The following is a 26,493-nucleotide window of genomic DNA, read 5'->3' as shown; positions in this document are numbered from 1 at the left end:
GCCCGATATCAGGGAAGAAGCGAATTATCGCGTAGGCTGGCTGGAAGCCGATGTCGTCTTCCAGTCGGCAATCCAGTTTCTGAACCTTCCGCTGTCGCGCTCGCCGCCGTGCCAGGCTGCGGTGACCGTGCCGTCGCCGGCCACCAACAGCACCACGTCGAGCCCCTTGGAACGGCGCAGCGTATCGATCGCCTGCTGCGGCGTCTGCGCGATCGGGCCTGCGACATTGAAGGAGGTGTTGACGGACAGTTCGACGCCGATGTGGCGGCCGAGCGCCTTTAAGTATGCATAGGTGAGGGGATCGTCGCCGGCGCGCACGATCTGGATGCGGCCGGTGCCGTCGGCGTGAATGACAGCCGGGATTTTTTCGCGCGCATGCGGCTTCGAATGCGCCGTCAGCACCATGTAATTGTAGGCGTTGTAGTCGGCATCCGCAGCGCCGGGCAGCAGTTCGAAATATTCTTTCGCCGTCTCCAGTGTCGCCATCGGCGCCAGCGGGCGAATGGCCTCGCGGTATTTAACGCGCGCGTTGAGCAGTTCGCGCACCGCCGGATCGCAGGGATTGGCGAGGATCGAGCGATGGCCGAGCGCACGGGGACCGGTCTCGGCCGCGCCCTGATACAGCGCGATCACGCCGTTTTGGGCGACCATGAATGCCATCAGATCGGCGATCGCTTCAAGGCCTTCAGGCGTGGAGATATCGCCGATCCTTTGTGAGGAGATGTCGTCGGCCGCGACCGCATGGACGATATCGCCTTGCGAGGGCGGCGTGCCGCAATAGAAGGCGTGCGTCATCGGCGCGCCGCGCGGGGCGCCGGCCAGATGCGCGAACAGCCAGGCGGCACCGATGGTGACGCCGGGGTCGCCGGGCACCGGCGGCACCCACAGATGCAGCCGCGCATTGCGCTGCTGCGCGCTCGCAAACCACCCTTCATTGAAATGTTCGAGCAGCCGCATATTGCCGACCGCGTTCAGCGCGACGCCGCCGGTCAGCACCAGCCGGTTGGCCCCCGTCGTGCGCAACAAATGATCGACGACGTGGATCATGGCGTCCTCGAACACCAGTTGCGTCGCGGCCGCCTTGTCGAGACGATCTTTGGTATCGGGACGGTGGTGGATGTCCTCGACACGCAGCACCGCATCCGGATTCCAGAGCTGGTCCGGCTTAAGCGGTTCGCCGAGAATTTTGGTGAGTGGTTCCTTGTAGGGATGGTCGAACGGGTCGCAATACCAGTTGGCCAGCGCGCGATTGAGCCTGATGTCGCCGTTCGCGCCAAAATGCAGAACGTCGCGCAGCCGCGCGTAATAAGGATTGCTGCCGCGGTCCATATCGCCCCAGGCGGCAGCGCCCATGTAGCGGCCCTCGCTGGACAGCCAGGTCCAGCCGCCCTGTGTCGACGAGATCACGCTATAGAATGCGCCGAGTGAATCGAACATGCTGTCGTTGCAGTAGAGCCGGCGCATTGCGCCGTTCTCGACTACATAGAGCGAGATCGAGCCTTGGTCGCCGGTGCCGTCGAGCACCGCAATCGCGGTTGGCGCGCCATCGTCGGCGAATGGCGAGGCAGCGTAGGAAAACCATGCATGGTTGTCGTGATGCGGCAGGCAGATCAATGGCACGCGCTCGGCAAGCCCGAGCTGGCGGGCGAGGATTTTTGGCGTCCGCGTCATCTGGTCGAGGCGGCGGCCGTCGAAGCCTGCGGCCTCGGTGGTGCGCAGGAGTTTTATGCTCTGCGGTAGTTCCTCGAGCACCGAGCGGGCCAGCGTGCCGGCGAGCGTCGGGTAATTCCAACTTGTGAGCCAGGCATCGATGTCGCCGATGTCGCGGCCCATGTCGCGCAGCGTCGCCACCGCCGCGTCGATCGACAGCTTCGGATATTCGGTGGTGTGCTTGTTGCCGGAAAAGCGTTCTTCCTCGTTGTTGACGATCAGCCGTGGCCCATCCGCCCGTGTCACTTCGACCAGCGCCAGACCTGAATTGTGCGTGCCGGGCGCGCCGAAACCTGCGAGATACACCGTTTCGCCCTGCGCGAGTTTGTCGCGAACGTGTGCGATCCGCGCATCGGCGAATTCCGAGCCGAGTTGATGGAAACCGGCAGCGCCCATGGTTTTTGCAGCGAGCCAGCGCGCAAAGCGAAATCCACCCGCCGCGAGTTTTGGGTGTCGCGGACCAATTCGTGTGTTCGGTTTCAAGCCTTCGTCCAACCTCTGGGCCTCGCCATCGCGCAAGGTCATGCCTGCAGCCCGCATCAACCACAATTGGCGCCGGGCAACAATGCCGTTTCGTCATACGGAATAGCGTGTGCTTGCAAGCGCTGAAGCGGCTGGCGAGACAACGGCGAGGTATGGGAAGTATTCGGCGACATCATACCGGCGAGGTTTGGCAGTAGAGGATCCGGCGAGGTTGGGCAGTAGAGGATAAGGCACCACAGCGTGGTGCCTCTCCCCGACCGTCACTATTCCTGAATATCCGGCTCCACGAGCAACGCGAGCTGGGCAAGCGACTGTTGCCAGCCGAGATAGCAGGCTTCGACCGGGATCACCGTCGGCACGTTTTTCTGTTCGATGTTGATCTCGGTTCCGACCGAAACCGCTTTCAGCGTCACCGTGACCTCCATAACGCCGGGCAAATTGGGATCGTCGAAACGATCAGTGTAGCGGATACGCTCGTTGGGCACGATCTCCAGATATTCGCCGCCGAACGAATGGCCGTTGTTCGTGGTGAAATTCGTGAACGACATCCTGAACGTGCCGCCAACCTTTGCCTCGAATTGGTGGACCTTGCAGGTGAAGCCGTAGGGCGGCAGCCACTTGGCCATGGCATCCGCATCAAGAAAGGCGCGAAAAACCTTCTCCGGCTTGGTGGCGAGGACACGATGCAAACGAACGGTATTGCCTTGGGACATGACGTTGTTTCTCCAATACTGAGCGCGGTGTATCGCGGGATTTGCTTGGGTTAGCTCAGTCTATGCCACAAGGACGCCCGGCCTCCATGCGATCCGACACGGTGCCAAAAAAAATCCGACGCGGGCATACGCCGGTTCCGTTTTATGTGACTATAGAACGGCGAATAGGGCGAGTATCCCGCACGCGATCCACAGGCGAGCCGCCAGTTCTGACGGCCCGATGCTAACCTGAGCTGAATCTTACGCCCGCGCGCAAAAACTTCTGCGGGTAGACGGCATCGCCCCCGCCGGGCGGCGCTGAGCGGCACGCAGCGATATGCCGCCGGCGATGCCGACGCCCAGCACGTAGATCCAGCCTTCGTGGAAAATCGAACAGATGCAAATTCAGAACTGAGCTGACGACGCTTTGAACGACGACGACAAGCCCGATCCATGCCAACAAATCGGGGGTAATAGTCCTTGAAGATGTGAAGCACCGACGGACGCCGCGGCGGCCTGGTTTGCGGGGATCACGGACAGCTATGGGTTCCGGGTTTGCTCCTCACAGTTTTGCTCTTCGCAGTGGCGTTCGACCCGTCTGTTCAGGAATTTCCGAATCGCGGAGATGTTGAACTCGATCTTCTCGGGCCGCGCCGGCGGCGATTGCGTACGTGTTTTGCGCTCCACCACAACACGCTTGCCTCCGTGCGGCGTCAGGACGATAGCGATGGACGTCGCGTCGGCGTTCACTCTCAGCTCGCAATGCACGCGGCCGGCATATTCGCCGGCGTGCAAGACGTCGAAACCAAAGGCAAGCAGCCGACCGTAGACGTAGAGCGTAAGCAGATCGGTTTCGTCGAACGTGCGGGGAGAGCCGGGGGCAGCGCCCGGCAGGCAGGGATAACCGCCGATAGCGATCGTCAGGATGAAGTCGTCATAGCAGACATCCGCAGTCCTGCACGCATCCGCTAGCCACAAGTCGAACCGCATAGAATTATACCGATCACCGTTGGTTGATCCGCCGTCGCGCAAGTGTCGGGAGCCTGTCAGCCGGCGAGCAGCGCGATGACGAACGACGGCGCCAATCCGGCGAGGAAGATCACGCCGCACAGCAGCGCCGGCACGACGGCTGCGCGCCTGTCGCGCTCGGTTAGAACATTTCCGGTGGCGGAGGCGAGCACTTGGAGCGAAAGGCGAGACATGCGTCGATCTCCCCGTGGTTGTTGATGCTTCCTTGATATGTGGGAAAAATTCACACGTCAATCGAAAGGTGGGATTGTATCCCACGCCGAAGGCCGGTACGATTTCACCATGAACGCCAAGCCCCGGGATTCGAAGCCGGCCTCGCATCAGCCGAACGCCGCGTCGAAGTTGCATGCGCCGCTGGCGCGGCTGTTGCGTCCCCTGGTCCGGCTTTGCATCCGCAGCGGCATGACATTTCCGGCACTGGTGCAGTTGTTGCGTGAGCTCTTTGTCAACGTCGCCGAGCACGACTTCGCGCTGGGGGGCAAGGAGCAGACCGACAGCCGCGTCAGCCTGCTCACGGGGATCCACCGCAAGGAGGTGGCGCGACTGCGCGGCGCCGGTGCTCCGGTCCATGAGGCCCCGGCCACGCTCTCACGTACCAGCGCGATCATCGCGCGCTGGCTCGCCGCGCCTGAATTCACCGATGCGAAAGGCGAGCCACTGCCGCTGCCGCGCACGGCGGAGGGCGATGCACCGTCGTTCGAGCAACTGGTCGAGTCGATCACCAAGGACGTGCGCCCGCGCGCGGTGCTCGACGAATGGCTGGACCGCAAGCTCGTCGCCATCAATGGCGATGACGAGATCGTTCTGGTCGATACCGGTTTTGTTCCGCGCGGCGACGACGATCGCAAATGGCACTATCTCGGCCGCAACCTGCATGATCACGTCGCGGCGGCCGCGGAAAACGTTTCCGGGCCGGCGCCGCGCTTCCTGGAGCGCGCGGTGCACTATGACGGCCTGTCGCCGAAACTGGCGAAGCGGCTGGAGGCGCGCTCGCGCGAGCTTGCGATGGAGGCATTGAAGGTCGCGAACCGCGAAGCCAACCGCGCGCTCGCCAAGGACAAGGGCGGCAACAGCCGGTGGAATTTCGGCGTCTACGTCTTTCACGAAGACCTCGACGGTGCGCCCGATGACGGTAGCGAAGGCGGTCCGTCATGACAAAGCCACCGATCATCTCGCGGCGCTTGCTGCTGGCGGGATTTTGGCTCGCCGGGACCTCCTCGCTGTGGGCGCAGGTCAGGCGTGGCAATGACCAGGGCATCGGCGGCACCGGTATCGTCGGCGTGATTCAGCGGTTCGGCAGCATCTTCGTCAACGGTGAGCGCATTGGCTACGCGCCAGACGTGCCCGTGCGGATCGATGGTGAAGCCGCATCGGCGAAGGCGTTGCGGATCGGGCATGTCGCGCGTGTGGTGGCGCACCGCCAGTCGAACAGCACACTGACTACTAGGCGCATCGACGCGGTCAGCGAGGTCGTGGGGCCGATCGAAAGCGTCAAGGGCGGCGAGATGACTGTCCTCGGCCAGAAGGTCGCGTGGACGGGTCGTGAAGACTGGCGCGTCGGCATGCAGGTGGCGGTCTCGGGGCTGCGGCGTACGGACGGCGTGATCGTCGCAAGCCTGATCGAGCAGCGCCGCAGCGCCACCGTGCGGGTGGCGGGACCGCTGGAACGGGATCGTGCTGGCTTGCGGATCGGCGGCTTGCGGCTCGGCGGCGTCGATGCTGCGCTCGTCGGTCAACGCGTTCAGGTCGAGGGAAGTATTCTACGGGGGGCGATGCAGGTCGCGCGCGCGAGAGCCGATGACCTCTTCGATTTGTCCGGCGCCACGCGCTTGTCGATCGAAGCCTATGTGCGGCGCGTCGGTCCTAATCTGCAACTCGGTTCAGGATATGTGGCACGCGATGCGTCGCGCTTCGAACCGGGCCGGGACATGCGCGTGGTGGTGAATGCCGTTCGCGACAGCTCGCATGGCCTGCGCGTCGAATCGGTCCAGTCAGTAGGTCACTTTCCGGGATCGTCAATGCAGGGCCCGCGCGGGCCCGATCGGGCACCCGGTGGAACGCCGGATCAAGGTGGCGGCGGACCCAATGTCCCCGGCGGCAGCCGCCCTGACGCGCCCGGCGGGCGAGGCCCAGGCTCTGGCGAGTCCCCTGGCGGTGGTCCCGCCGGACATGGCGGTGGCCTTGGCCCCCCGGGTGGTGGTCCCGGTGGCTTCGGCCCTCCGGGTGGCGGTCCCGGTGGCTTCGGCCCTCCGGGTGGTGGTCCCGGTGGCTTCGGCCCCCCAGGTGGCGGTCCCGGTGGTGTCGGTGGCGGCCGTGGCGGAATGGGCGGAGGGGGACGCCGCTGACGTCTGGTGTGAGCGTGGTGAGGGCTTCCTTCGGAGATGGGTTCTCAGCCCGCGCTGAGCCTGACGCCCGCGCGCAAAAACTTCTGCGGATCGACGGCGTCGCCGTCGATCCGCGTTTCATAGTGCAGATGCGGACCGGTGGAGCGGCCGGTTGAGCCGACGGCGCCGATGACCTGGCCGATCTTGACGAAGTCGCCGACCCTGACGTGAATCTCCGACAGATGGCCGTAGCGGGTCGACAGGCCGTTGCCGTGATCGACCTCCACCATACGGCCGTAGCCGCCCATCCATCCCGACGACACCACCTTGCCGTTCGCGGTGACGCGCACCGGATCGCCGGTCGCGGCCCGGAAATCGAGGCCGGTATGCATCGCGGGCCGGCCGAGGAATGGATCGCTGCGAACACCAAAGCCCGAGGTGAATTCGACCTCGCCGACGACAGGTTTGCGGTAGGGCACCAGTGCGAGCGTCGCGTTGAGGCGCTGCATCTGCGCGCGGGTGAGATTGATCCGGTTGAGCTGGCGTTCGAACGCACCGGCATCCGCCGGCAGCTTCACCGGCACGAACGGGCCTCCGATAGCCGAGCGCGGCGTGGCGGCTTCGAGCTGGGCCATATTGAGGCCGAGATCGGTGAACACGCCGCGCATGCGGCGCAGCCGCGATTCCATGCTGTCCTCGACCGAGCTCAAGGCCGCCATCTGCCGCCGCTCGACGGTGTCAAGCGAGGTCTGCAGGCGGATCAAGACATTGTCGACGCCCTGAACCTTGGCGAATTGATTTGGCTGCGGCTTGGCGACGGCGGGCGCGCGCGATTCCAGCCGAGCCTCGCGATCCGGCGGCGCCACGAAGATCACGGTGTCGCTGATCGGGGAGGGTTTTAGGCTACCGGAAGCGGGCGTCTCCACGGCCGCGCCGCGCGGTGGAGGCCGAATCGAACCGGTCGCCGCGATATCCGGCATCGTGCCAAGGGCCGTGGCGCGCGATTCGAGCGCGGTCTGGCGGCGCATGATCTGGTCGAGCTTCTGATCGAACTGTTCCTGATCGAGCAACTGGCGGCTGGTCGTGCGGTCGACCTTGGCGCGCAGCTCCGCGATGCGGTCTTCATAGGCGTATTGCATCTCTGCCTGCCGGGCGATCAGCCGGGTCAGGACGTCGTCGCGAAACGCGAAATAGGTGGCAGTGGCGGCGGACCACATGCCAAGCAGCACGATCGTGCCGACAACGATCCAGAACACGACCGGCCCGAGCCTGACCTGCCTGCCGGCATGGACGATGGTGTAGCCGTTGCCGTCCAGCGCTGCGGCTTTTGCCGCATGGGGTGCCGGGCGGCGGGGCGGCGTCCGGCCATGATCGTGGGGATGATGGTGATCGGCATAATGACCGGAACGGTACGACATCGGCACTCCCGCGCCGGTCGGAAATCAGCTCCGTTCGGCTCAATTTGCGTGCCGATTTGACCCGTTCATGGTTAATTTTTGGGAAATGGAACCTGCCGATCAGAACCTGCCGATCACATGGCGCGAACGGCAGCCAGCACCTCCTCGGCATGGCCATCGACCCGCACATTGCGCCAGATTTTGGCGATCCGTCCGTCGGAGCCGATAAGAACCGTCGTTCGAATGATCCCCATAAAGGTCCTGCCGTACATCGATTTTTCGCCCCAAGCGCCATAGGCCTCGAGCATCTCATGCTGCTCGTCCGAAATCAGAGGAATCGAAAGCTGGTGCTTGTTCCGGAAGAATTCCTGGGCTTTTACGGTGTCGGCCGAGATCCCGAGCACCACCGCTCCCGCATCGGCAAACGCGCTATCGAGCCGCGTGAAGTCGATCGCCTCCCGGGTGCAGCCGGGCGTGTCGGCGCGGGGATAGAAAAACAGCACCAGTTTCTTGCCGGCATAGTCTGCCAGCGAGACGCTGCCGCCTCCGTCGCGCGGCAGGCTGAAGGGGGGCGCCATGGCGCCTTCGACCAGTCCGGTTCCGGCAGCCAGCTTGGGCGCATCCGATAGATTGGATTTTATTAACTGTTTCGATGTCGGCTTGTGCGACGCTTTGGCTGAAGCGGTCTTGGCCGTCTTAGCCGGCTTCTTGGCCGGTTTCCCGGCGGCTGCCTTGGCGGCGGTTTTGGCTGCCTTGGCGGCAGGCTTTTTGGTCAATGCCGGGGTGCTGCGGCGGGCGGTCTTGCTGGCGGTCTTGGCGGCAGTCTTGGCCGCGGCCGGTTTTGCCGCGGAGGCCTTGCGGTTCTTGGGGGATGGCATGGAGGATTTCTTGCGCGTTTTCTTGGACATACGCCTTCCTTTCGTCGCTTTCCGCAGATCAACCATTAGGGTATTGCGGGTCTCGCCTTTGACTGTCGGATTCGCTCCGGCTGCTGGGCAAGTTTGATGACCCCGGAGTATGGTTACAAGGAATTCGACGCTACCCCCGTCCGCTCGTCGATGGGACCGCCCAATCAATCCTTGGGCCCAACCACGAGTAACAGTATTAATCGAGGATTGGCAGCGATGCCGGCACAGGAGCGCTCGATACCGATCGAAGAGTGCGCCCTGGGCGGCGATCAATCTCAGCGCCGGCACCGAGAGGCAATGGCTAGGAATACTACGCCCAAGGGGTCGAATCCGCGTGCCGAGGCCCAGCAATGGGATGACGCGGCGGGCTGGGAGCAGGACGAGGCGGCGGGCTATCGTGCGCGACGGCTGTTGTCGCGCTCCAATTCCCGATTCCACCGGTTCGGCGACAAGCTCTCGACCCTGCAGCAATGGATGACCGGCGAGCGCTGGGTCAAGCGCGTGGCGATCGTGATCGCTGTGCTGGCGGTGATTTTCACCTGTTGTTTCGGCGGTCTGTGGTGGCGGCTCGGCGCCGGGCCGATCAATCTCGACATCGCGACGCCGTGGCTGGCGACCGCGATCGAAGACAATATCGGCCATGGCAACACCGTGGAGGTTGGCGGTACACAGATCGAGCGGGCCGGACGGATTCGAATCGCGGTGCGAATCCGCGACATCGTGGTCCGCGACCGTGACCAGGTCGTCGTCGCGACCGCGCCGAAGGCCGAGGTGAAGCTGTCGGGCATGGCGCTCCTGATGGGGCGGCTGCGCGCCGAGAGCCTCAATCTGGTCGATGCCGAACTTTCGGTGCGGATCACACCCGATGGCCAGGTGACGGTGTCTGCCGGCGATACCGCCAAGCCGCTGGCGACCGGCGTTGCCTCCAAGCGCGATGCCGGCATGGCCCCGACATTCCCCCGCCAGCCGCCGCAGAGTGCTGCTGCGACGGCTCCCGATACCACGCAGAGCGGGTTGCTGGCCGGCCTTGACTGGCTCGACAGCCTCAGCCTGACCGGCCTCGACGGCCAGAACCTGAACGAGATCGGCCTCAAGAACGGCAATCTCATCGTCGACGATCAGCAGCGCGGCAACAAATGGAATTTCGAGAATATCAGCCTCAGCATGCGCCGTCCGAGCGGCGGCGGGGTTGCGGTGAGCCTTGGCGAGCAAGGTGCCCATCCCTGGTCGCTCAAGGTCGTGGTCGGACCGCAGCAGAACGGCGTGCGGTCGGTCGATCTTCGCGCCGACAAGGTGCCCGCCGCCAACATCCTGCTGGCGATGCGGGTCAAGGACCTCACCTACAGCGCTGAGCTGCCGCTTTCCGGCGAGCTGAAGGGCGAACTGGGCCGCGACGGTCTGCCGACCTATTTCCGCGGCAAGATCACCGCCGGCGCCGGGAACCTCATCGACAGCGATACGCCTGACTATCCGATGCCGATCGATTCGGCAGAGATGAGCGTCGAATGGGATGCCGGACGGCGCGTGCTGGTCGCACCCTTCAAGGTCATTTCCGGTTCGAACCGGATTACGCTGCTCGGCCATCTCGAGCCGCCGAACGGCGCCACCACCGAATGGCAGGCCGGCCTTAGCGGCGGCACCATCCTGCTGGCCGGCACCGACAACGAACCGCCGCTGATCTTCAACCGGATATCGATCGGGCTGAAGTTCGACACCGACCGCAAGCGCGTGCTGCTCACCCAGGCCGATATCAGCAACGGCGAGATCGGCGTCGCCGGCACCGGCAGCATCGACTATGCGAACGAGGCGCGTCTCCAGCTCGGGTTTGCTGGCACGCCGATGTCGGCATCCGCGCTGAAGCGGATGTGGCCGACCCTGATCGTGCCCGAAGTGCGCGAATGGGTGATCGAGCGGATCGAGCGCGGCACGCTTCAGCGCATCGAGGTCGGCGTCAATTCGCCGGTGCGCAATCTGTCGCGCAAGGGACCGCCGATTCCGGACGATGGCCTGGCCGTCAACATCGTCGCCTCCGGAGTTACCGCGCGTCCAGTCGACGACATGCCCGCGGTCCGCGATGCCGATTTGAAAGCGCGCGTTACCGGGCGAACGGCGACGGTGACGATCGGGCAGGGAATTGCCGACACACCCGCCGGCCGCAAGATCAACATTTCCGATTTCATCTTCGAGGTGCCGGACATGGCGCCGAAGCCATCGCCTTCGCGGGTGAAGTTCAGGGTCGATGCGTCCGTGCCGGCAGCGGCCGAGATCCTGGCGTCCGACCGCATCAGCGATCTCTCCGGCACGCTGATCGATCCGAACGCCAGCAAGGGAAACGTTGCCGCCATCATCACGCTTGGCATGCCGGTCAAGGGCTCGATGACCAAGGCCGACACCACCTATACCGTGATTGCCGATCTGGCCGGGTTTGCCGCCGACAAGCTCGTGATGAACCAGAAGCTGGAATCCAATACGCTCAAGGTGCTCGCCAACAACGCGGGCTACCAGGTCAAGGGCGACGTCAAGATCAATGGGCAGCCGGCTTCGCTGGACTATCGCAAGCCGAGCGAGGGCGACGCCGATATCAGGCTGCAGGCGACGCTGGATGATGCCAGCCGCGCGCGCCTCGGGATGGACTTCGGACCCGCCGTGAGCGGCTCGATCCCGATCAAGGTGGTCGGCAAGATCGGCGAGAACGACAGCCGCGTCGGCATCGAGGCCGATCTGACCGCGCTGCGGCTCGACAACATCCTGCCGGGTTGGGTCAAGGTGCCCGGCAAGTCGGGTAAGGCGACATTTAATGTCGTGAAGAAGGAGCAATCGACGCTGTTCCAGGACATCGTGGTCGAAGGCGGCGGCGCGTCGATCAAGGGATCGCTGGAGGTCGACCAGAACGGCGATCTGCTAATGGCGAGCTTCCCGACCTACGCGCCGTCCGACGGTGACAAGACGACGTTGAAGGCCGAGCGCGGTGCCGACGGCGTCGTGAAGGTCACGATGCGCGGCGACGTGTTCGACGGCCGCGGCTTCCTCAAATCGGCGATCTCAGGCAGGGATGACCCCAAGAGCAAGTCGCGGAACATCGACCTCGATATCGACGTCAAGCTTGGCGCGGTCGCGGGCTTCAACGGCGAGGCGCTGCGCAGCGTCGATAGCAAGTTTTCCCGCCGTAACGGCATCGTTAGAAGCTTTACGCTGTCCGGAAAAGTCGGTCGCGACACGCCTATGACGGCCGATCTGCGCGGCCGGGGCCAGGGACAAGGCCGCGACATCATCATCCTGCAGACCAATGACGCCGGTGCGTTCTTCCGTTTCACCGACATGTACTCGAAGGTAATTGGTGGCCAGCTCTCGCTCGCGATGGAGCCGCCGACGGTCGAACCGAGCGCCAAGGAAGGCCTGATCAACGTCCGCGACTTCTCCATCAAGGGCGAGGCTTCGCTCGACCGTGTGGCAGCAGGCGGTTCTACCGGCACCCAGAGCGGCGTTTCCTTTACGGCGTTGCGGGCCGAATTCACGCGGCAGAATGGACAGCTCACGATCCGCGATGGTGTCGTGAAAGGACCGATGGTCGGAGCGACGATCGAAGGCAGCATCGATACCGTGGCCAATCAAGTTCGGATGAGCGGTACCTTCGTTCCGATGTACGGATTGAACAATATGTTCGGCCAGATTCCCGTGCTCGGACTGTTCCTCGGCGGCGGCAGCAACGAGGGCCTGATCGGCGTCACCTATGAAGTGGTCGGCACCCCCGGCCAGCCGGTGCTGCGCGTCAATCCGATCTCGGCGATGGCGCCCGGCGTGCTCAGAAAGATCTTCGAGTTCAACACCGGCAAGCAGAACAACACCCCGATCGAATTCCCGCCGAACAATTAGACAGCCACCGCCGCAGGCGGTGGGTGATCGAATGCAAACTTCAGGGTGGGAAGCTGCGTTCACCTGACGTCACTGCTCTGGTCTGCTTGCCAGACAAGGATCCAAGAGAACATGGTTGGCGTCGCGTCGTCGATATCCGCCTCTTACGATGACCCTGTCGCCAACCGCCACGCCGTTGGATTGGTAGGTCACGCACATGATCCTGATATCCGGCGGTGAGCACAGCACGAGATACCACAAGACTTGATCCGTCTGCACCGCTGTGAGACTGCCGACCGCGGAGAGATCGATCCGGTAGTCAAGTTCAGGAATACCGTCCGCCATCCGCCTCACATCTCTGCAGTCGGCTGGCGTCCGCGCTGGCTGCTCTGCTTTGGAAAATGCGGGCCTGCCGGCAAAGATATCCTCCGACGCGATCGATGGAGCCGAACCAGGCCCTGCAAGGCACAGAACGACGGTCGCTACCGATAATTCGGCAGTTGGTGTTTGCATTCGGCACCTAGCCAGATGCCATGGCGGAGACCGCCCGCGCGACCGAAGCCAAAATGGCGTTTTGCTGCGCGGCGGAAACGGTGGAGCCGGTCAGATAGGCGGTGATCACGATGGGCGCCTTGCCGGGTGGCCAGGTCACAGCGACGTCATTGTTTGTGCCTCGGGCACCAGTGCCGGTCTTGTCGCCGACGCGCCAATCTTTCGCAAGGCCTGCACGCAGTCTCGTGTCGCCGGTCTTGTTGGCGATCAGCCATGCCGTCAGTTGCTCGCGCGATGCGGCCGACAGCGCTTTAGTCCCAAGGACGAGGGCTTGCAAATTCGACGCCATCGCATTCGGGGTCGTGGTATCGCGGGGATCGTCGGGTAAAGCCTCGTTGAGCGAGGGCTCATCCCGGTCTAACCGCGTGACTTGGTCGCCCAGACTCCGTGCGAAGGCCGTCAGCCCTGGCGGTCCGCCGATGCTGGCCAGCAGCAGATTGCCGGCCGTGTTGTCGCTCAGCGTCACCGCCGCCTCGCAAATTTCAGCGAGCGTCATGCCGTCGCCGCCGACGCGCTTTTCGGTTATGGGCGAGTACACGACGAGCGCGGACGCGTCGAAGGTAATGCGCCGCGTCAATTGTTCGTGGCCGGCGTCTACCCGTGCCAGGATCGCGGCAGCTGCCAGCATCTTGAAGGTGCTGCACATCGGAAAGCGCTCGTCACCCCGGTGGTCATGACGAGTGTTCGTTGCTGTGTCGAGGACACAAACACCGAGCCGGCCGCCGCTCTCGCTCTCCAGACGCTTGATCTCGTCGCTCAGTCGTTGATTTGCGGTCGATGCGCGTATCGCTTGCCGGGCGCTCAAAGCAGTCGTTATCAGCGCTGCGCCGCATCCAAGCTGGAACCGTCTTCTCGTGATCACTATGAATCCCTCCTTGCTGCGCGCAGGAAGGTGCCGCCAGGCCGCTGTCTTGACAAACGATGAGTTCTGCGGGCAGGCATAAGAAAAACTAGGAACGAGCAATGCGGCGCCGGATGAAGCTTTCGCACCTTCCGCTCAATGCGCTACGGGCCTTTGAAGCGACAGCGCGCCATCTCAGTTTCACCCGTGCTGGCCTGGAGCTTCGGGTTACACAGGCGGCCGTCAGCCAGCATGTGAAAGTGCTGGAGAACCGGCTAGGCGTACAATTGTTTCGCCGGCTACCCCGTGGCGTTGCGCTCACCGATGAAGGACAGTTGCTGCTGCCGAGTATTGTCGAGGCCTTCGGCCGGCTCACCGAAACGCTCAATCGGTTTGAAGACGGCCACTACCAGGACGTCATCGCGGTCGGTGTGGTCGGTACCTTCGCTTCGGGCTGGCTGCTGCCGCGGCTCGATACTTTCAGGAAAGCCTATCCACGGATCGATTTGCGCTTGTTCACCAACAACAATCGTATCGACATTGCGGGTGAAGGCCTCGATTACGCTATCAGGTTTGGCGATGGCCTTTGGCACGGCACTGAGGCGACGCACTTGATGGCAGCGCCATTTACGCCATGCTGCGCGCCTTCGTTGGCTCGCAGGCTGAGCCGGCCGGCCGATCTCAAGCGCGAGGTGCTGCTGCGTTCCTACCGACAGGAGGAATGGCCGCGATGGTTTGCCGCGGCGGGACTGCAGAGTCCGGTCCTCAAGGGAATGGTGTTCGATTCATCCATCACAATCGCCAGTGTAGCGGCGCGCGGTTTCGGCGTTGCGTTGTTGCCGGCGGCATTGTTTCAGGACGAGATCCGCCAGCGGCGGCTGGTACGTCCTTTCAAGGTCGAGGTAGCGCTCGGCGATTATTGGATCACGTCGCTGCACTCCCGGCGACCGACAGCCGCGATGCTCTCATTCAAGAGCTGGCTGCTTGAAACGATCGCAGCAACAAAGAGCAGCGCTGGCAAGCAGGCCGGGACGTAGCTACCGCCGCAGCGCCGGCACGACCAGGAACGGAATCATTCCGAGCACCACGGCCACCAGCGCGAACGCGATCACCGGGTTATAGCTATGGGTCCAGTCGTGGATCAGGCCGCCGGCCCAGGCGCCAAGCCCCGAGCCAAGGCCGCTGCCGATCGAGATCGTGCCGTAGATGGTGCCGACCCGTTCGCCGCGAAAGATCTTCATTGCGGTTGCCGTGATCAGCGGACCGCGCGAGCCGATCATGCTGCCGAAGGTCACGACGAAGGCCGCGAGCAGCCAGAAGTTCGGATAGAACTGCAACAGCCAGAGCAGGATGATGCCGACAATCGAGATGGCGTAGCTGAGCAGCACCGACGGCCGTCGCCCGATCATTGCATCGAGCTGGGTCACGCCCAGCATACCGAACAGCAGCACGATGCCGGAAAAGCCCCAGGCCGTCGCGGCCTGCAGCGGCGGAAAGCCGGCGTCAATCAGATAGGCGACGATCTGTGCCGCAAGCGCATACATGCCGACCGCCGTGAAGAAGAAAGTCGAAAACAGCGCCCAGAACGTGTGGTGGCGCATCGCACTGCCGAGCGTCCAGCCGTCGTCGACGAATTCGGGGTTGGCCTTCTTGGCGATGTGCGGCGAGCCCATGGCGAACAATCGCCACGGTAGCAGCAACAGCGGCGCCAGCAGGCACAGCGCAATGATACCGAACGTCTGGTAGGCGCCGCGCCAGCCGACATGATCGATCAGAAGCTGCGAGGCCGGCAATAGCACCAGCATACCGACGCCGGCCGCTGAATAGACGACCGCCATCGCGGTCGGCAGGCGTGGGCCGAACCAGCGGCCGAGCAGTATCGCGTTCGGCACATTGCCGATGAAAGCGATGCCGATCCCGACCGAGACGCCGACGCTCAACTGGAATTGCCACAGCGCCTGCGCGCGCGACGCCACCAGAAACGCCCCGCCGAGCAGCAGCAGCCCCAGCGAATAGACGGTGCGGGGGCCATAGCGGTCGAACAGCCGCCCCACGACCGGCGCCATCAGCCCGCCCGCCAGCCATGTCAGCGAATAGACCGAGACCACTTCCGCGCGGTCCCAGCCGAAATTCTCCGAGATCGGTTTGAGGAAAACCGTAAAGCTCTCGCCGAGGCCGCGGCCGAGCAACGCCAGCATGAAGCACAGCGCCAGCACATTGAGCGCAATGCGTCCCGGCTTGAGCGGCTGGGTCGACGCGTCTCCCTCTGGCGCTTTCTGTTCCATGACGGGCAGGGAGCGCGTTTCCGCCGATACCGCAAGCCTCAAAAATGAATGCGCCTATGCAGGCCTGATTAGGGGCTTGGCCAATGTCCGTCATGCCCCGGTAGCGAATTCCGCATCGCAACGAAATGACGCGATGTGCCACAAGGGGACCTCAGCACGAAGCTGCTCGGTTGATTTGGTGGATCGACTACGTAATTGCTGCTGGAGCTTCCCAAACTACGGTTGCTTCCGTTGCTGCTGCATCCGACTTCTCATGGTCTCCGAAGGACTCTCCCCAAAGTATGCGCAGTACGTGACCGAGAACCGGCCCATGTGGGTGAACCCCGTGCTCATGGCAATGTCGGTGACATTCGCTTCCGGATCGGCCCGCAGCAGGGCTTGGCGAACTTGCCTCAAGCGGGCATTCCGTAGGTAGCGCATCGGCGAGACGCCCTTGAAATCTTTGAAGTGCATAAAGAGTGTTCGGCCCGCAACGCCGGTCGCCGTAACGAGGTCGGCCACTGTAACTGCCTGGTCGAGGTGGGCTTCGATATAGTCGACCGCGCGCCTCACGTCACGCGGCGCAATCGGCCTCTCGAGGCGTCGCAGCGCGTTGCTATAATTGTGCGGCTGCGACAGCAGCAGTGCGGTAGTAATGAACTCCTCGAATTTGCTCATCGTCGTCGAACTCCAGAGCACCGATCCCGCCTGTTCGAGGTCCGCTACGGCCATCAGCACGTAGCGTGCGAGGCTGCGGCCGTACCCGGCGGCGAGGTCGATCGTGGGCGCAAAGTCGAGGGGAGCGTTTGGCGGCTCGCCGAGTAGGGCGGCAAGCTGACCTGTAAGGCTGGATTTGGCCAAAGACAGTTGGATGCGGCTGCTGTCGGCCTCCGATGCCAGCCGACAACTCTCGCGCATCGGCGAGATGATCGTGGCGAGGTTCGGATTGCAAACGATGTTGTCACGGCCAACGGTGGCTTCAAGTTGCCCGCGAAGCGGCAGGTGGATCCAGGTTTCCGTGCGGGCGGGGCTCGGCGACAGGACGACCGATGCGCCGCCGTATTGCACGTAACCCATGTAGAGGCCCGGCATGTAAACGCCGTTGAGGCGCACATCGAGCTGGCGGGCCTGCCGCCCCGCGATGTCGAAGCGGTAGCCTTTCGCGCGCAGGAATGCGTCGGTCTCCTCCACATTGCGGCTGTGGAAGATGGGCAACTGCTCCAGAAGCGGCGCTGTGCCAAGCTGCATGCTCGCCTCCGTGTTGATCGAGCATACCATGCATAACGAGGCATGGGGGACCGGGGCGGGAATGCTCCGATCATTCTTGCAGTTTTTGGATAGTGATCACTGACGGTTCCCGCAGGCGATTTCCCGTTTTACGCGCTTTCCGGATAGGCCCTCGCGGCAATCGGATATCTACCACCCAAATGCGCCAGTTAAGCTTCGCGCCCAACGGGGCGGTGCCTGTCGATAGGGTGGCCCATCAAGGAGGTAAGTGTCGTGACCGCAGGGCATGTTCGCAGAATAGCTCGCCGCCAATTTCTAAGTGAATCGGCTGCAGCGGCTTTGGCCGCAGTTGCGTGCGTGTCTTTGCCGCGACCGACAAGGGCAGCCGTCGATACGGTACCGGTCCACAAATCAGGCAGCCTCGAGACTCTGGTCGTAAGCGACGGCCATTTCTTCCTTCCAGCGGGCTTCCTCGTGACGCCGGACTCTCCGCCCATCGAGCGCGAAGCCGCCCTGAACGCTGCCGGACAAACCGGCGAACGGCTCCAGCTCGTGAACACTGTCGCGGTGATCCGTAGCCAGTCCGATGTGATCCTGGTCGACACGGGCACTGGCCCGCGCCACCAGCCGACGGCGGGAAAGCTTGCGGAGAACCTCAAAGCTGCCGGCATCCCACCTACGGCCATTACCAAGATCGTTCTGACCCATGGCCATCCCGACCACCTCTGGGGCATCCTCGATGCGAATGACAATCCGATCTATCCGAATGCGAGCTATCTCGTTTCGGCCGCCGAATGGAACCTTTGGGCCGACCCGAATGTGATGCGGAGGTTGCCGGCAGTGTTGGCAACAAACGATCGCATCATCAATGGTGCCAAGAACCATTTCTCGCACGTCAAGGACAAGATGAGGACGGTACGGGATGGCGAAGAGATTGTCAGTGGCGTGCAGGTCATCGATACGCCAGGGCATACGCAGGGCCATATCTCGGTCGAAATCGCCGGTGGGGATGGTCTCGTCGTTGTTGCGGACGCGCTTACGCACGCGGTGATCTCATTCCAGCATCCGTCGTGGCCGGTGCCAGTCGACCATGAGCCTGATCGCGGCATCTCGACCCGCCGACGCCTGCTTGATCGCCTCGTCATCGACAAGCGCCGGCTGATCGGCGCTCACCTGCCGTTCCCTGGCACCGGCTTTGTCGAGCGCAAGGATGGCGCCTATCGTTTCGTTCCGACTTGAAGTTCGCGCAAAGTCGAGTTGAGCGCTATCGCATTTGGAAGGCGCAGTGAGATGGCTGATCAATGGCTATTCAAGAGCGAGACTTATGATAACTGCAATTGCGCTATGAATTGTGGTTGCCAGTTCAACCTGCCGAGTACCCACGGCTATTGTCAGTCAGCCTTCGTCGGCACCGTCGTCGAAGGCCACTTCAACGATACGTCGCTCTCAGGCCTGAACTGGGCGGCGCTGTACAAGTGGCCTGGCGAAATCAAGGACAGAAACGGCCGGCGCCAGATCGTTATCGACGAACGTGCGGATGAAGCTCAACGGATCGCGCTTGAAACAATCATCTCAGGCGAGGCATGCGAACCATTGAGCAATCTTTTCGCCGTATTCGCGTCCACATGCACGGAATTTTGCGAGACATTGTTTCTGCCGATTGATCTCGATACAGACCTGGAACTCAGAACCGCGAGGGTAGAGATACAAGGCGTCATGCGGAGCACAGGCAGGCCGAAGATCAACGAGTTTACCGGTCAACCATTCCACATTGCGCTGGCGCGCCCTAGCGGCAGTTTCGAGTTTACCTACGCAGAAATCGGGCTGGGTACCACGTCGGTCACAGGTGACATGGAAATGGCGTTCGAAGATTCATGGGCACACTTTTGTGTTCATCACTTCAATCAGGATGGCTTGGTCAGGCAAAGATCAAGGCTCACGGCATGGCTTGGACATATGCGTTCCCGTGAATGAGGCTAGGCATCTAGAAGCAGCCGCACGTCAAACTTGCATCAATCCCGAATTTGGCTGCGTGCTAAAGATTCGACGCCCTAGGCCGGCTTGAGCAGGACGTGCTTTTTCTTCCCCATGGAAAGCTTGATGACGCCTTCCGGGGTGAGGTTGGACGGCGTGAGCACCATCTTGTCGTCGGTCACGGCGGCGTCGTTGACGCGCAGGCCACCGCCCTTGATCTGGCGCCGCGCCTCGCCATTCGAGGTTACGAGACCCGCTTTCACGAACAGCCCCAGCACGGCCGCGCCGGCCTCGAGCTCGCCGCGCGAAACCTCCACCGTGGGCAGGTTCTCCGCGATCGCGCCTTGCTCGAACGTTTGCCGGGCGGTTTCGGCGGCGGTGTTCGCGGCGTCGCGGCCATGCAACAGCGCGGTCGCCTCCGTCGCCAGCACCTTCTTGGCCTCGTTGATCTCGCCGCCTTGCAATGCCGCGAGCTTCTCGATCTCGCTCATCGGCAGGGTCGTGAACAGCTTTAGAAATTTCACGACGTCAGCGTCCTCGGCGTTGCGCCAATATTGCCAGAAGTCGTAAGGCGAGAACTGGTCGGCGTTGAGCCACACCGCGCCTTGCGCGGTCTTGCCCATCTTGGCGCCCGACGCGGTCGTGAGCAGCGGCGTGGTCAGCGCGAACAATTGCGGCGTGCCCATGCGGCGGCCGAGATCGACGCCGTTGACGATGTTGCCCCATTGATCGGAGCCGCCCATCTGCAGCCGGCAGCCGGTGCGCCGCGCCAGCTCGACGAAGTCATAGGCCTGACAGACCATGTAGTTGAACTCGATGAAGCTCATCTCCTGCTCGCGCTCGAGCCGGAGCCTGACCGAATCCATCGTCAGCATGCGGTTGACCGAGAAGTGCCGGCCGATGTCGCGCAGCATCTCGATCCAGTTCAGCTTCGTCAGCCATTCAGCATTATCGAGCATGATCGCATCGTTCGGGCCGTCGCCGTACCGCAGCACCTTCGCGAATACGCCGCGGATCGAGGCCTTGTTGGCCTCGATTTCCTCGATCGTGCGGATGGCGCGCGTTTCGTCCTTGCCGGAGGGGTCGCCGACCATGGTGGTGCCGCCGCCCATCAGGGTGATCGGCTTGTTGCCGCTCTGCTGCAGCCAATGCAGCATCATCATGGTGAGGTAATTGCCGATATGGAGCGACGGCGCGGTGCAGTCGTAGCCGACATAGGCGGTCGCCTGGCCCTTGGCGGCCAGCGCGTCGAGGCCCTCGAAATCGGAGCATTGGTGGATGAAGCCGCGCTCCTGCAAAATGTTCAGAAAATCTGATTTAAATTTGGTCATGGGCGGGCGCTTTGATCATTCTATTTTCACTGTAATTGTAACCAGTTGCGGAACCATGGCCGGAACAGGCTGCCGCAAGGCCGGGCGCTGTGGCATTATAAGATGTGCGTGTTTGGCACAAGCTGGTCGTCGTCGGCGGGACGTATCGAGCAGGGCGTTTCAAAGGCACAATCGACCATGATGTTGACGGCATTAGGTTTGATGAGCGGCACCTCGCTCGACGGGGTCGACGTCGCTTTGATCGAGACCGACGGCCGCCGGGTGAATGCGCTCGGACCGTCCGGATACCGGCCCTATACCGATACGGAGCGCGGCCTGTTGCGGCAGGCGCTGTACGAGGCCGCTGACCTGACCGATCGCGCGGCGCGGCCCGGCTGCCTGCGCGAGGCCGAGCGGGTCGTGACATCAGCGCATGCCGAGGCGGTCGCCGCCTTTACCGCGCAACACCGGATGCGCTTCGACGATATCGACATCGTCGGCTTTCACGGCCAGACTGTTCTGCACCGGCCCGAGAAAAAGCTGACGGTCCAGATCGGCGACGCGCTGACGCTCGCCAAGACGATCCACATTCCGGTCATGTACGATTTCCGCGCCGCCGATGTCGAAGCCGGCGGGCAGGGGGCGCCCTTTGTGCCGGTCTATCACCGCGCGCTTGCCCAATCGCTGGACTGGGAGGGGCCGACTGTCGTGGTCAATATCGGCGGAGTCGCCAACATCACCTATATCGACGGCGACACGCTGATCGCCTGCGATACCGGGCCGGGCAACGCGCTGCTCGACGACCACATGTTCCGCCGCATGAACCAGCGCTTCGATACCGAGGGGCGCACCGCAGCGCTCGGCAGGGTCGATGCGGCCTGGATCAACCGTGCGCTGGAGATGCCGTTCTTTTCGCTGCCCCCGCCGAAATCGCTCGATCGCAACGATTTTGCGGGCCTGAAGCTCGGCGATATGGCGCCCGAGGATGGCGCGGCGACGCTGACCGCCTTCACCGTCGCCGCGATCGCCCGGGTGGTGCCATTGCTGCCGAAGGAACCCAAGAACTGGATCGTGGCCGGCGGCGGCGCCCGCAACCTGACCATGCTGCGGATGCTCCGTGAGTGCCTGGCGCCCGCGACCGTCCGGGCGGCGGATACCTTGGGCTGGGCCTCAGACGCCATCGAGGCGCAGGCTTTCGGATTTCTGGCGGCGCGAGGCCTGAAGGGCCTGCCGCTGAGCTACCCCGCCACCACAGGGGTGCCGCTCCCGATGACCGGCGGCATCATCGCGCGACCGTGACGCGGTTCAAGATATGTTGATGCAATTGCATCGACCTTGACGACTGCATGCAGACGCATCTAATTTAGATGCAAGTGCATGGAGCGGAGGCCGGCCGGCCTTCGCGTTGGGAGGTCGTCATGGCGCAGAAGCTTACTTTGATCAGCCACAAGCTTTGTCCCTATGTGCAGCGCGCCGTGATCGCGCTGAACGAAAAGGGCGTTCCGTTCGAGCGGGTCGACATCGATCTCGCCAACAAGCCGGACTGGTTCTTGAAGATATCGCCGCTCGGCAAGGTGCCGGTGCTGGTCGTGACCGGCGACGGCGGCAAGGAGGTCGCGCTGTTCGAAAGCAACGTGATTTGCGAGTACATCGAAGACACTCAGGGCGGCGCCAAGCTGCATCCGCAGGATGCGCTCCAGCGCGCGCAGCATCGCGCCTGGATGGAGTTCGGGTCGACCATTCTGAGCGAGCTCTGGGGCCTGGAGACGACGGGTGATCCTGCGATCTTCGAGAGCAAGCGGCAGGCGGTCGCCGCGAAATTTGCGCAGGTCGAGAAGACGCTCGGCACGGGTCCGTTTTTCGCGGGCAAGGACTTTAGCCTGGTGGACGCGGTGTTCGCGCCGATCTTCCGTTACTTCGACGTGTTTGATGAGTTGACCGATCTCTCGGTCTTTGCCGACACGCCGAAGATCCGCGCATGGCGGGAGACGCTGGCGAAGCGGCCGAGCGTACGCACGGCGGTGGGGCCCGACTATCCGCAATTGCTGCACGCGTTCCTGGTGCGCCATAACGCGCATTTGCTGAAGCTGGCGGCGTGAGACCGGCATGATCGTAGGATGGGTGGAGCCAACGGATCCGGCCTTCGGCCGGCCCGAGGATAAACTCCGCGATACCCATCGACACCGCGGCGTGCGATTGATGGGTTTCGCGAAGGGCTCAACCCATCCTACGTAACTGCCCGATTGTCGCTCAGCGGACGTTGGCAAGCCGCATGTCGAGATAGCCGGTCACCGTCTCCATCAGCGGCTCGAGCTTGCCGTCGAAGAAGTGATTGGCGCCCGGGATGATCTGCTGATCGATCACGATGCCTTTCTGCGTCTTCAACTTCTCGACCAGCGTGTTGACGTCCTTCGGCGGCACCACCGCATCCTTCTCGCCGTGCACGATCAGGCCCGAAGACGGGCAGGGCGCGAGGAAGGAGAAGTCGTAGAGATTGGCGGGCGGCGCAATCGAAATAAAACCTTCGACCTCGGGCCGCCGCATCAACAGCTGCATGCCGATCCAGGCGCCGAACGAAAAGCCTGCGACCCAGCAGGCGCGCGCTTCGGGATTGATGGTCTGCGCCCAATCGAGCGCGGAGGCCGCGTCCGAGAGCTCGCCGGTGCCGTGATCGAATGAGCCCTGGCTGCGGCCGACGCCGCGGAAATTGAAGCGCAGCACCGAGAAACCGCGATGCGCAAACGCGTAATAGCACTGGTAGACGATCTGGTGATTCATCGTGCCGTGGAACTGCGGATGCGGATGCAGGATCATCGCGATCGGCGCGTTCTTCTGCTTGGCCGGATGATAACGGCCTTCGAGGCGGCCCGCGGGGCCGGTGAAAATTACTTCAGGCATTGATGATCCCTAGGCAACGGACGTGATCCGGCGGAGAGAATGCGATCTGGCGTCGCTAGGCGATGCGCGAACGACGCTCCTGTGAACTGGTGCGGCCTTCTACCATGAGGCGAGGGGCAAAAAGCAAGCATCTTGAACATCTCGAAGGCTGTTCAAGGCGTTAGCTTGCGATTGTACGAGACGGCACGATCCCCAATTGCCATAAGGCGCTTTGCGCAGGCACCAAGCGTACCTCGCTCTGGCGGCCCGCGGATGTAGGTAATATTATACAGAACAATGTCCGACCGGATCTATCTCGATTGGAATGCGACGGCGCCGCTTCGCCCCGAGGCGAGGCAGGCGATGGCGGCCGCTTGGGACCAGGCCGGCAACCCGTCCTCCGTGCATGCCGAAGGGCGTCAGGCACGCCGGCTGGTCGAGGACGCACGGGCTGCAGTCGCGGCGGCCGTTGGCGCCCGTCCGCAGGACGTGGTGTTTGCTTCCGGCGGCACGGAAGCCAATGCCATGGCGCTGGCGCCGGGATTGCGCCGGGGCACGGGCTCGCCGGTCCAGCGACTGGTGGTGTCGGCCATCGAGCACCCGTCGGTGCTATCGGGCGGACGGTTTCCGGCGGACACGATCGCGGCCATTAAGGTCTCGGGTGCCGGCTTGGTCGACCTCGCCCATCTGCGTGCGCTGCTTGCCGAAGGGCCGCCGGCGCTGGTGTCGGTGATGCTGGCCAACAACGAGACCGGCGCCATTCAGCCGGTCGGCGAAGTCGCTGACATCGTGCATGAAGCGGGTGGGCTGCTGCATGTCGATGCGATCCAGGCATTCGGCAAAATACCGTTCGATATCAAATCGATACGGGCCGACCTAATCACCTTGTCTGCGCACAAGATCGGAGGCCCCAAGGGGGTTGGTGCACTGGTTCTGGCCGAGGAGGTGCAGGGACTGGAGCCGCTGCTCCGCGGCGGTGGCCAGGAGCTGGGCCGCCGGGCAGGAACCGAGAATGTGGCTGGTATCGCAGCCTTCGGCGCTGCGACCAAGACAGCCATGGCCGAGCTGCCGGCTAGTGCCATCCGGCAGCGCGGCCTGCGTGAGCGTCTTGAGAAGGGGCTGAACCAAACGCCTGAAATTATTGTGTTTTCAGAGAATGCGCCGCGTCTGCCCAATACGACGCTGTTTACCGTTCCCGGGCTCCGGGCCGAGACGGCGGTGATCGGCTTCGATCTCAGCGGTATTTCGGTATCGTCCGGTTCCGCCTGTTCCTCGGGCAAGGTGCAACCGTCCCATGTTCTGGCCGCCATGGGGTTCGGCGGTGAGCTGGCGCAGGGAGCGGTGCGGCTCAGTCTGGGCTGGTCTACCACGGAGACAGACATTGATTTGGCCCTTGAGGCTTGGCGAAAGCTTGCCGATGCCTTACTTAGAGGGCGACGAAACACGGCTTGAAACGTTCTAAGTGGGTTTCGCCGGAACGCTTCGTCATAGTGATTTGCGATTGTTCCACCGCGGTCCTTGAAACCGCGAGCGGAGGATGGAATGCCAGCCGTACAAGAGACGGTCGAGCGCGTACGCCGCATCGACGTCGATCAATATCGATATGGTTTTGAGACGCTGATCGAATCCGACAAGGCCCCCAAGGGTCTTTCGGAAGACACCGTGCGCTTCATTTCCGCCAAGAAGAACGAGCCGGCCTGGATGCTGGAATGGCGTCTGGAGGCCTATCGCCGCTGGCTGACCATGACCGAGCCGACCTGGGCGCGCGTCAACTATCCCAAGATCGATTACCAGGACATTTATTACTACGCCGCGCCGAAGCCGAAGAAGACGCTGTCGTCGATCGACGAAATCGATCCCGAAATCCTCAAGACTTACGAGAAGCTTGGCATTCCCTTGCGCGAAGTCGCCATTCTCGAAGGTGTTGAGCCCCCGCCCGGTGGTGAGCCGTCGGCCAACCGCAAGATCGCGGTCGACGCGGTGTTCGACTCGGTTTCGGTGGCGACGACATTCCAGAAGGAGCTGAAGGCGGCCGGCGTGATCTTCATGCCGATCTCGGAGGCGATCCGCGAACACCCCGAACTGGTAAAGAAGTATCTCGGCACGGTCGTGCCGACCTCGGACAATTATTTCGCGACGCTGAACTCGGCGGTGTTCTCCGACGGCTCGTTCGTCTACGTGCCGCCGGGCGTGCGCTGCCCGATGGAGCTGTCGACCTATTTCCGCATCAACGAGCGCAACACCGGCCAGTTCGAGCGCACGCTGATCATCGCCGACAAGGGATCCTACGTCAGCTATCTCGAAGGCTGCACCGCACCGCAGCGCGACGAGAACCAGTTGCATGCGGCAGTCGTTGAACTTGTCGCGCTCGACGACGCCGAGATCAAATATTCGACGGTACAGAACTGGTATCCTGGCAATTCCGAAGGCTTGGGCGGCATCTACAATTTCGTCACCAAGCGTGGCGACTGCCGCGGCAACCATTCGAAGATCTCCTGGACCCAGGTCGAGACCGGGTCGGCGATCACCTGGAAGTATCCGAGCTGCATCCTGCGCGGCGACAATTCGCGCGGCGAGTTCTATTCGATCGCGATCTCGAACGGTCACCAGCAGGTCGACTCTGGCACCAAGATGCTCCATCTCGGCAAGAACACGTCGAGCCGGATCATCTCCAAGGGCATTGCGGCGGGTGTCTCGCAGAACACTTATCGTGGCCTCGTCACCGCACACCGCAAGGCGACTGGTGCGCGCAACTACACCGCTTGCGATTCGCTGCTGATCGGCGACAAGTGCGGCGCGCACACCGTTCCTTACGTCGAGGCGAAGAACTCGTCTGCGACCTTCGAGCACGAAGCGACGACGTCGAAGATTTCCGAAGACGTGCTGTTCTATTGCACGCAGCGCGGACTCTCGCAGGAGGAAGCCGTCGGCCTCGTGGTCAATGGCTTCGTGAAGGACGTGCTGCAGCAACTGCCGATGGAGTTCGCTGTTGAGGCGCAGAAGCTGATCTCGATCTCGCTGGAAGGCAGCGTGGGATGATCGCACCTGATATC

The 26,493-nt window shown here is 62.9% G+C and carries 22 protein-coding genes; 10 read left to right on the top strand and 12 right to left on the bottom strand.

What is annotated here, in order from left to right:
* Positions 1–24: 24 nt before the first annotated feature.
* The 4 genes from YUO_RS0104950 to YUO_RS47005 all read right to left on the bottom strand — a co-directional run bounded on the left by YUO_RS0104950 (position 25) and on the right by YUO_RS47005 (position 4,087).
* Positions 25–2,193: a carbamoyltransferase C-terminal domain-containing protein gene (locus YUO_RS0104950; RefSeq protein ID WP_035726128.1), complete on the bottom strand. Its 2,169-nt coding sequence runs from the start codon at positions 2,191–2,193 to the stop codon at positions 25–27.
* Positions 2,194–2,456: 263 nt separating this feature from the next.
* Positions 2,457–2,906: an SRPBCC family protein gene (locus YUO_RS0104945; protein WP_028346288.1), complete on the bottom strand. Its 450-nt coding sequence runs from the start codon at positions 2,904–2,906 to the stop codon at positions 2,457–2,459.
* A gap of 519 nt (positions 2,907–3,425) precedes the next feature.
* Positions 3,426–3,875: a hypothetical protein gene (locus YUO_RS0104940; RefSeq protein ID WP_028346287.1), complete on the bottom strand. Its 450-nt coding sequence runs from the start codon at positions 3,873–3,875 to the stop codon at positions 3,426–3,428.
* Positions 3,876–3,931: 56 nt separating this feature from the next.
* Positions 3,932–4,087, bottom strand: coding sequence for a hypothetical protein (locus YUO_RS47005; RefSeq protein ID WP_198027967.1), 156 nt, complete (start codon positions 4,085–4,087; stop codon positions 3,932–3,934).
* A 109-nt stretch (positions 4,088–4,196) separates the two neighbouring features.
* On the opposite strand from YUO_RS47005, the gene YUO_RS0104930 reads away from it, so the two are divergent.
* Positions 4,197–5,069 (top strand): DUF6502 family protein, encoded by an 873-nt coding sequence (locus YUO_RS0104930; protein ID WP_028346286.1) that lies wholly within the window; start codon positions 4,197–4,199, stop codon positions 5,067–5,069.
* A complete protein-coding gene (locus YUO_RS0104925) occupies positions 5,066–6,259 on the top strand; it encodes a DUF5666 domain-containing protein (protein ID WP_028346285.1) in 1,194 nt (397 codons plus the stop codon). Before YUO_RS0104930 ends, YUO_RS0104925 begins: the two co-directional genes overlap by 4 nt.
* Before the next feature lie 44 nt (positions 6,260–6,303).
* On the opposite strand, the gene YUO_RS0104920 is transcribed toward YUO_RS0104925, so the two are convergent.
* Positions 6,304–7,656 carry a M23 family metallopeptidase gene (locus YUO_RS0104920; protein WP_028346284.1) on the bottom strand — a complete coding sequence of 451 codons (1,353 nt, stop codon included), beginning with the start codon at positions 7,654–7,656 and terminating at the stop codon, positions 6,304–6,306.
* 113 nt (positions 7,657–7,769) lie between these two features.
* Positions 7,770–8,543, bottom strand: a complete 774-nt coding sequence (locus tag YUO_RS44515) for a peroxiredoxin (RefSeq protein ID WP_083754460.1) — start codon at positions 8,541–8,543, stop codon at positions 7,770–7,772.
* A gap of 216 nt (positions 8,544–8,759) precedes the next feature.
* On the opposite strand from YUO_RS44515, the gene YUO_RS39760 reads away from it, so the two are divergent.
* Entirely contained in the window at positions 8,760–12,416 is a 3,657-nt protein-coding gene (locus tag YUO_RS39760) for a YhdP family protein (RefSeq protein ID WP_051379219.1), read from the top strand.
* A gap of 69 nt (positions 12,417–12,485) precedes the next feature.
* Here YUO_RS39760 and YUO_RS45960 read toward each other — a convergent pair whose 3' ends face one another.
* Both YUO_RS45960 and bla read right to left on the bottom strand, forming a co-directional pair.
* Positions 12,486–12,740, bottom strand: coding sequence for a hypothetical protein (locus tag YUO_RS45960; RefSeq protein WP_156908477.1), 255 nt, complete (start codon positions 12,738–12,740; stop codon positions 12,486–12,488).
* A 175-nt stretch (positions 12,741–12,915) separates the two neighbouring features.
* Positions 12,916–13,809 carry a class A beta-lactamase gene (bla, locus tag YUO_RS0104905; RefSeq protein WP_028346282.1) on the bottom strand — a complete coding sequence of 298 codons (894 nt, stop codon included), beginning with the start codon at positions 13,807–13,809 and terminating at the stop codon, positions 12,916–12,918.
* Between the two features lie 113 nt (positions 13,810–13,922).
* On the opposite strand from bla, the gene YUO_RS0104900 reads away from it, so the two are divergent.
* Positions 13,923–14,825 carry a LysR family transcriptional regulator gene (locus tag YUO_RS0104900; protein ID WP_028346281.1) on the top strand — a complete coding sequence of 301 codons (903 nt, stop codon included), beginning with the start codon at positions 13,923–13,925 and terminating at the stop codon, positions 14,823–14,825.
* Here YUO_RS0104900 and YUO_RS0104895 read toward each other — a convergent pair whose 3' ends face one another.
* Together YUO_RS0104895 and YUO_RS0104890 are read right to left on the bottom strand one after the other, a co-directional pair.
* The gene (locus tag YUO_RS0104895; RefSeq protein ID WP_028346280.1) at positions 14,826–16,073 is read right to left on the bottom strand and encodes an MFS transporter; all 1,248 of its coding nucleotides are present in this window, start codon (positions 16,071–16,073) and stop codon (positions 14,826–14,828) included.
* Between the two features lie 216 nt (positions 16,074–16,289).
* Entirely contained in the window at positions 16,290–17,300 is a 1,011-nt protein-coding gene (locus YUO_RS0104890; protein ID WP_198027966.1) for an AraC family transcriptional regulator, read from the bottom strand.
* 336 nt (positions 17,301–17,636) lie between these two features.
* On the opposite strand from YUO_RS0104890, the gene YUO_RS0104885 reads away from it, so the two are divergent.
* Positions 17,637–18,518 (top strand): MBL fold metallo-hydrolase, encoded by an 882-nt coding sequence (locus tag YUO_RS0104885; RefSeq protein ID WP_198027965.1) that lies wholly within the window; start codon positions 17,637–17,639, stop codon positions 18,516–18,518.
* A gap of 51 nt (positions 18,519–18,569) precedes the next feature.
* Positions 18,570–19,253, top strand: a complete 684-nt coding sequence (locus YUO_RS0104880; protein WP_028346277.1) for a DUF1326 domain-containing protein — start codon at positions 18,570–18,572, stop codon at positions 19,251–19,253.
* Between the two features lie 77 nt (positions 19,254–19,330).
* Here the strand turns inward: YUO_RS0104880 and tyrS are convergent, their stop codons facing one another.
* On the bottom strand, positions 19,331–20,584 hold the full coding sequence (gene tyrS, locus YUO_RS0104875) for a tyrosine--tRNA ligase (protein ID WP_028346276.1): 1,254 nt from the start codon (positions 20,582–20,584) through the stop codon (positions 19,331–19,333).
* Positions 20,585–20,761: 177 nt separating this feature from the next.
* On the opposite strand from tyrS, the gene YUO_RS0104870 reads away from it, so the two are divergent.
* Both YUO_RS0104870 and YUO_RS0104865 read left to right on the top strand, forming a co-directional pair.
* Entirely contained in the window at positions 20,762–21,862 is a 1,101-nt protein-coding gene (locus YUO_RS0104870) for an anhydro-N-acetylmuramic acid kinase (RefSeq protein ID WP_028346275.1), read from the top strand.
* 119 nt (positions 21,863–21,981) lie between these two features.
* Positions 21,982–22,662 carry a glutathione S-transferase family protein gene (locus tag YUO_RS0104865; RefSeq protein WP_028346274.1) on the top strand — a complete coding sequence of 227 codons (681 nt, stop codon included), beginning with the start codon at positions 21,982–21,984 and terminating at the stop codon, positions 22,660–22,662.
* A gap of 151 nt (positions 22,663–22,813) precedes the next feature.
* Here the strand turns inward: YUO_RS0104865 and YUO_RS0104860 are convergent, their stop codons facing one another.
* Positions 22,814–23,461, bottom strand: a complete 648-nt coding sequence (locus YUO_RS0104860; RefSeq protein ID WP_025589847.1) for an alpha/beta hydrolase — start codon at positions 23,459–23,461, stop codon at positions 22,814–22,816.
* 276 nt (positions 23,462–23,737) lie between these two features.
* On the opposite strand from YUO_RS0104860, the gene YUO_RS0104855 reads away from it, so the two are divergent.
* Both YUO_RS0104855 and sufB read left to right on the top strand, forming a co-directional pair.
* On the top strand, positions 23,738–24,892 hold the full coding sequence (locus YUO_RS0104855; RefSeq protein WP_028346273.1) for a cysteine desulfurase family protein: 1,155 nt from the start codon (positions 23,738–23,740) through the stop codon (positions 24,890–24,892).
* Between the two features lie 90 nt (positions 24,893–24,982).
* Positions 24,983–26,479, top strand: coding sequence for a Fe-S cluster assembly protein SufB (sufB, locus tag YUO_RS0104850; protein WP_028346272.1), 1,497 nt, complete (start codon positions 24,983–24,985; stop codon positions 26,477–26,479).
* Positions 26,480–26,493 lie beyond the last annotated feature (14 nt).

It is taken from the genome of Bradyrhizobium murdochi, from assembly GCF_000472965.1.
Taxonomy (GTDB): domain Bacteria; phylum Pseudomonadota; class Alphaproteobacteria; order Rhizobiales; family Xanthobacteraceae; genus Bradyrhizobium; species Bradyrhizobium murdochi.
This window is presented reverse-complemented; position numbering and strand designations above follow the sequence as displayed.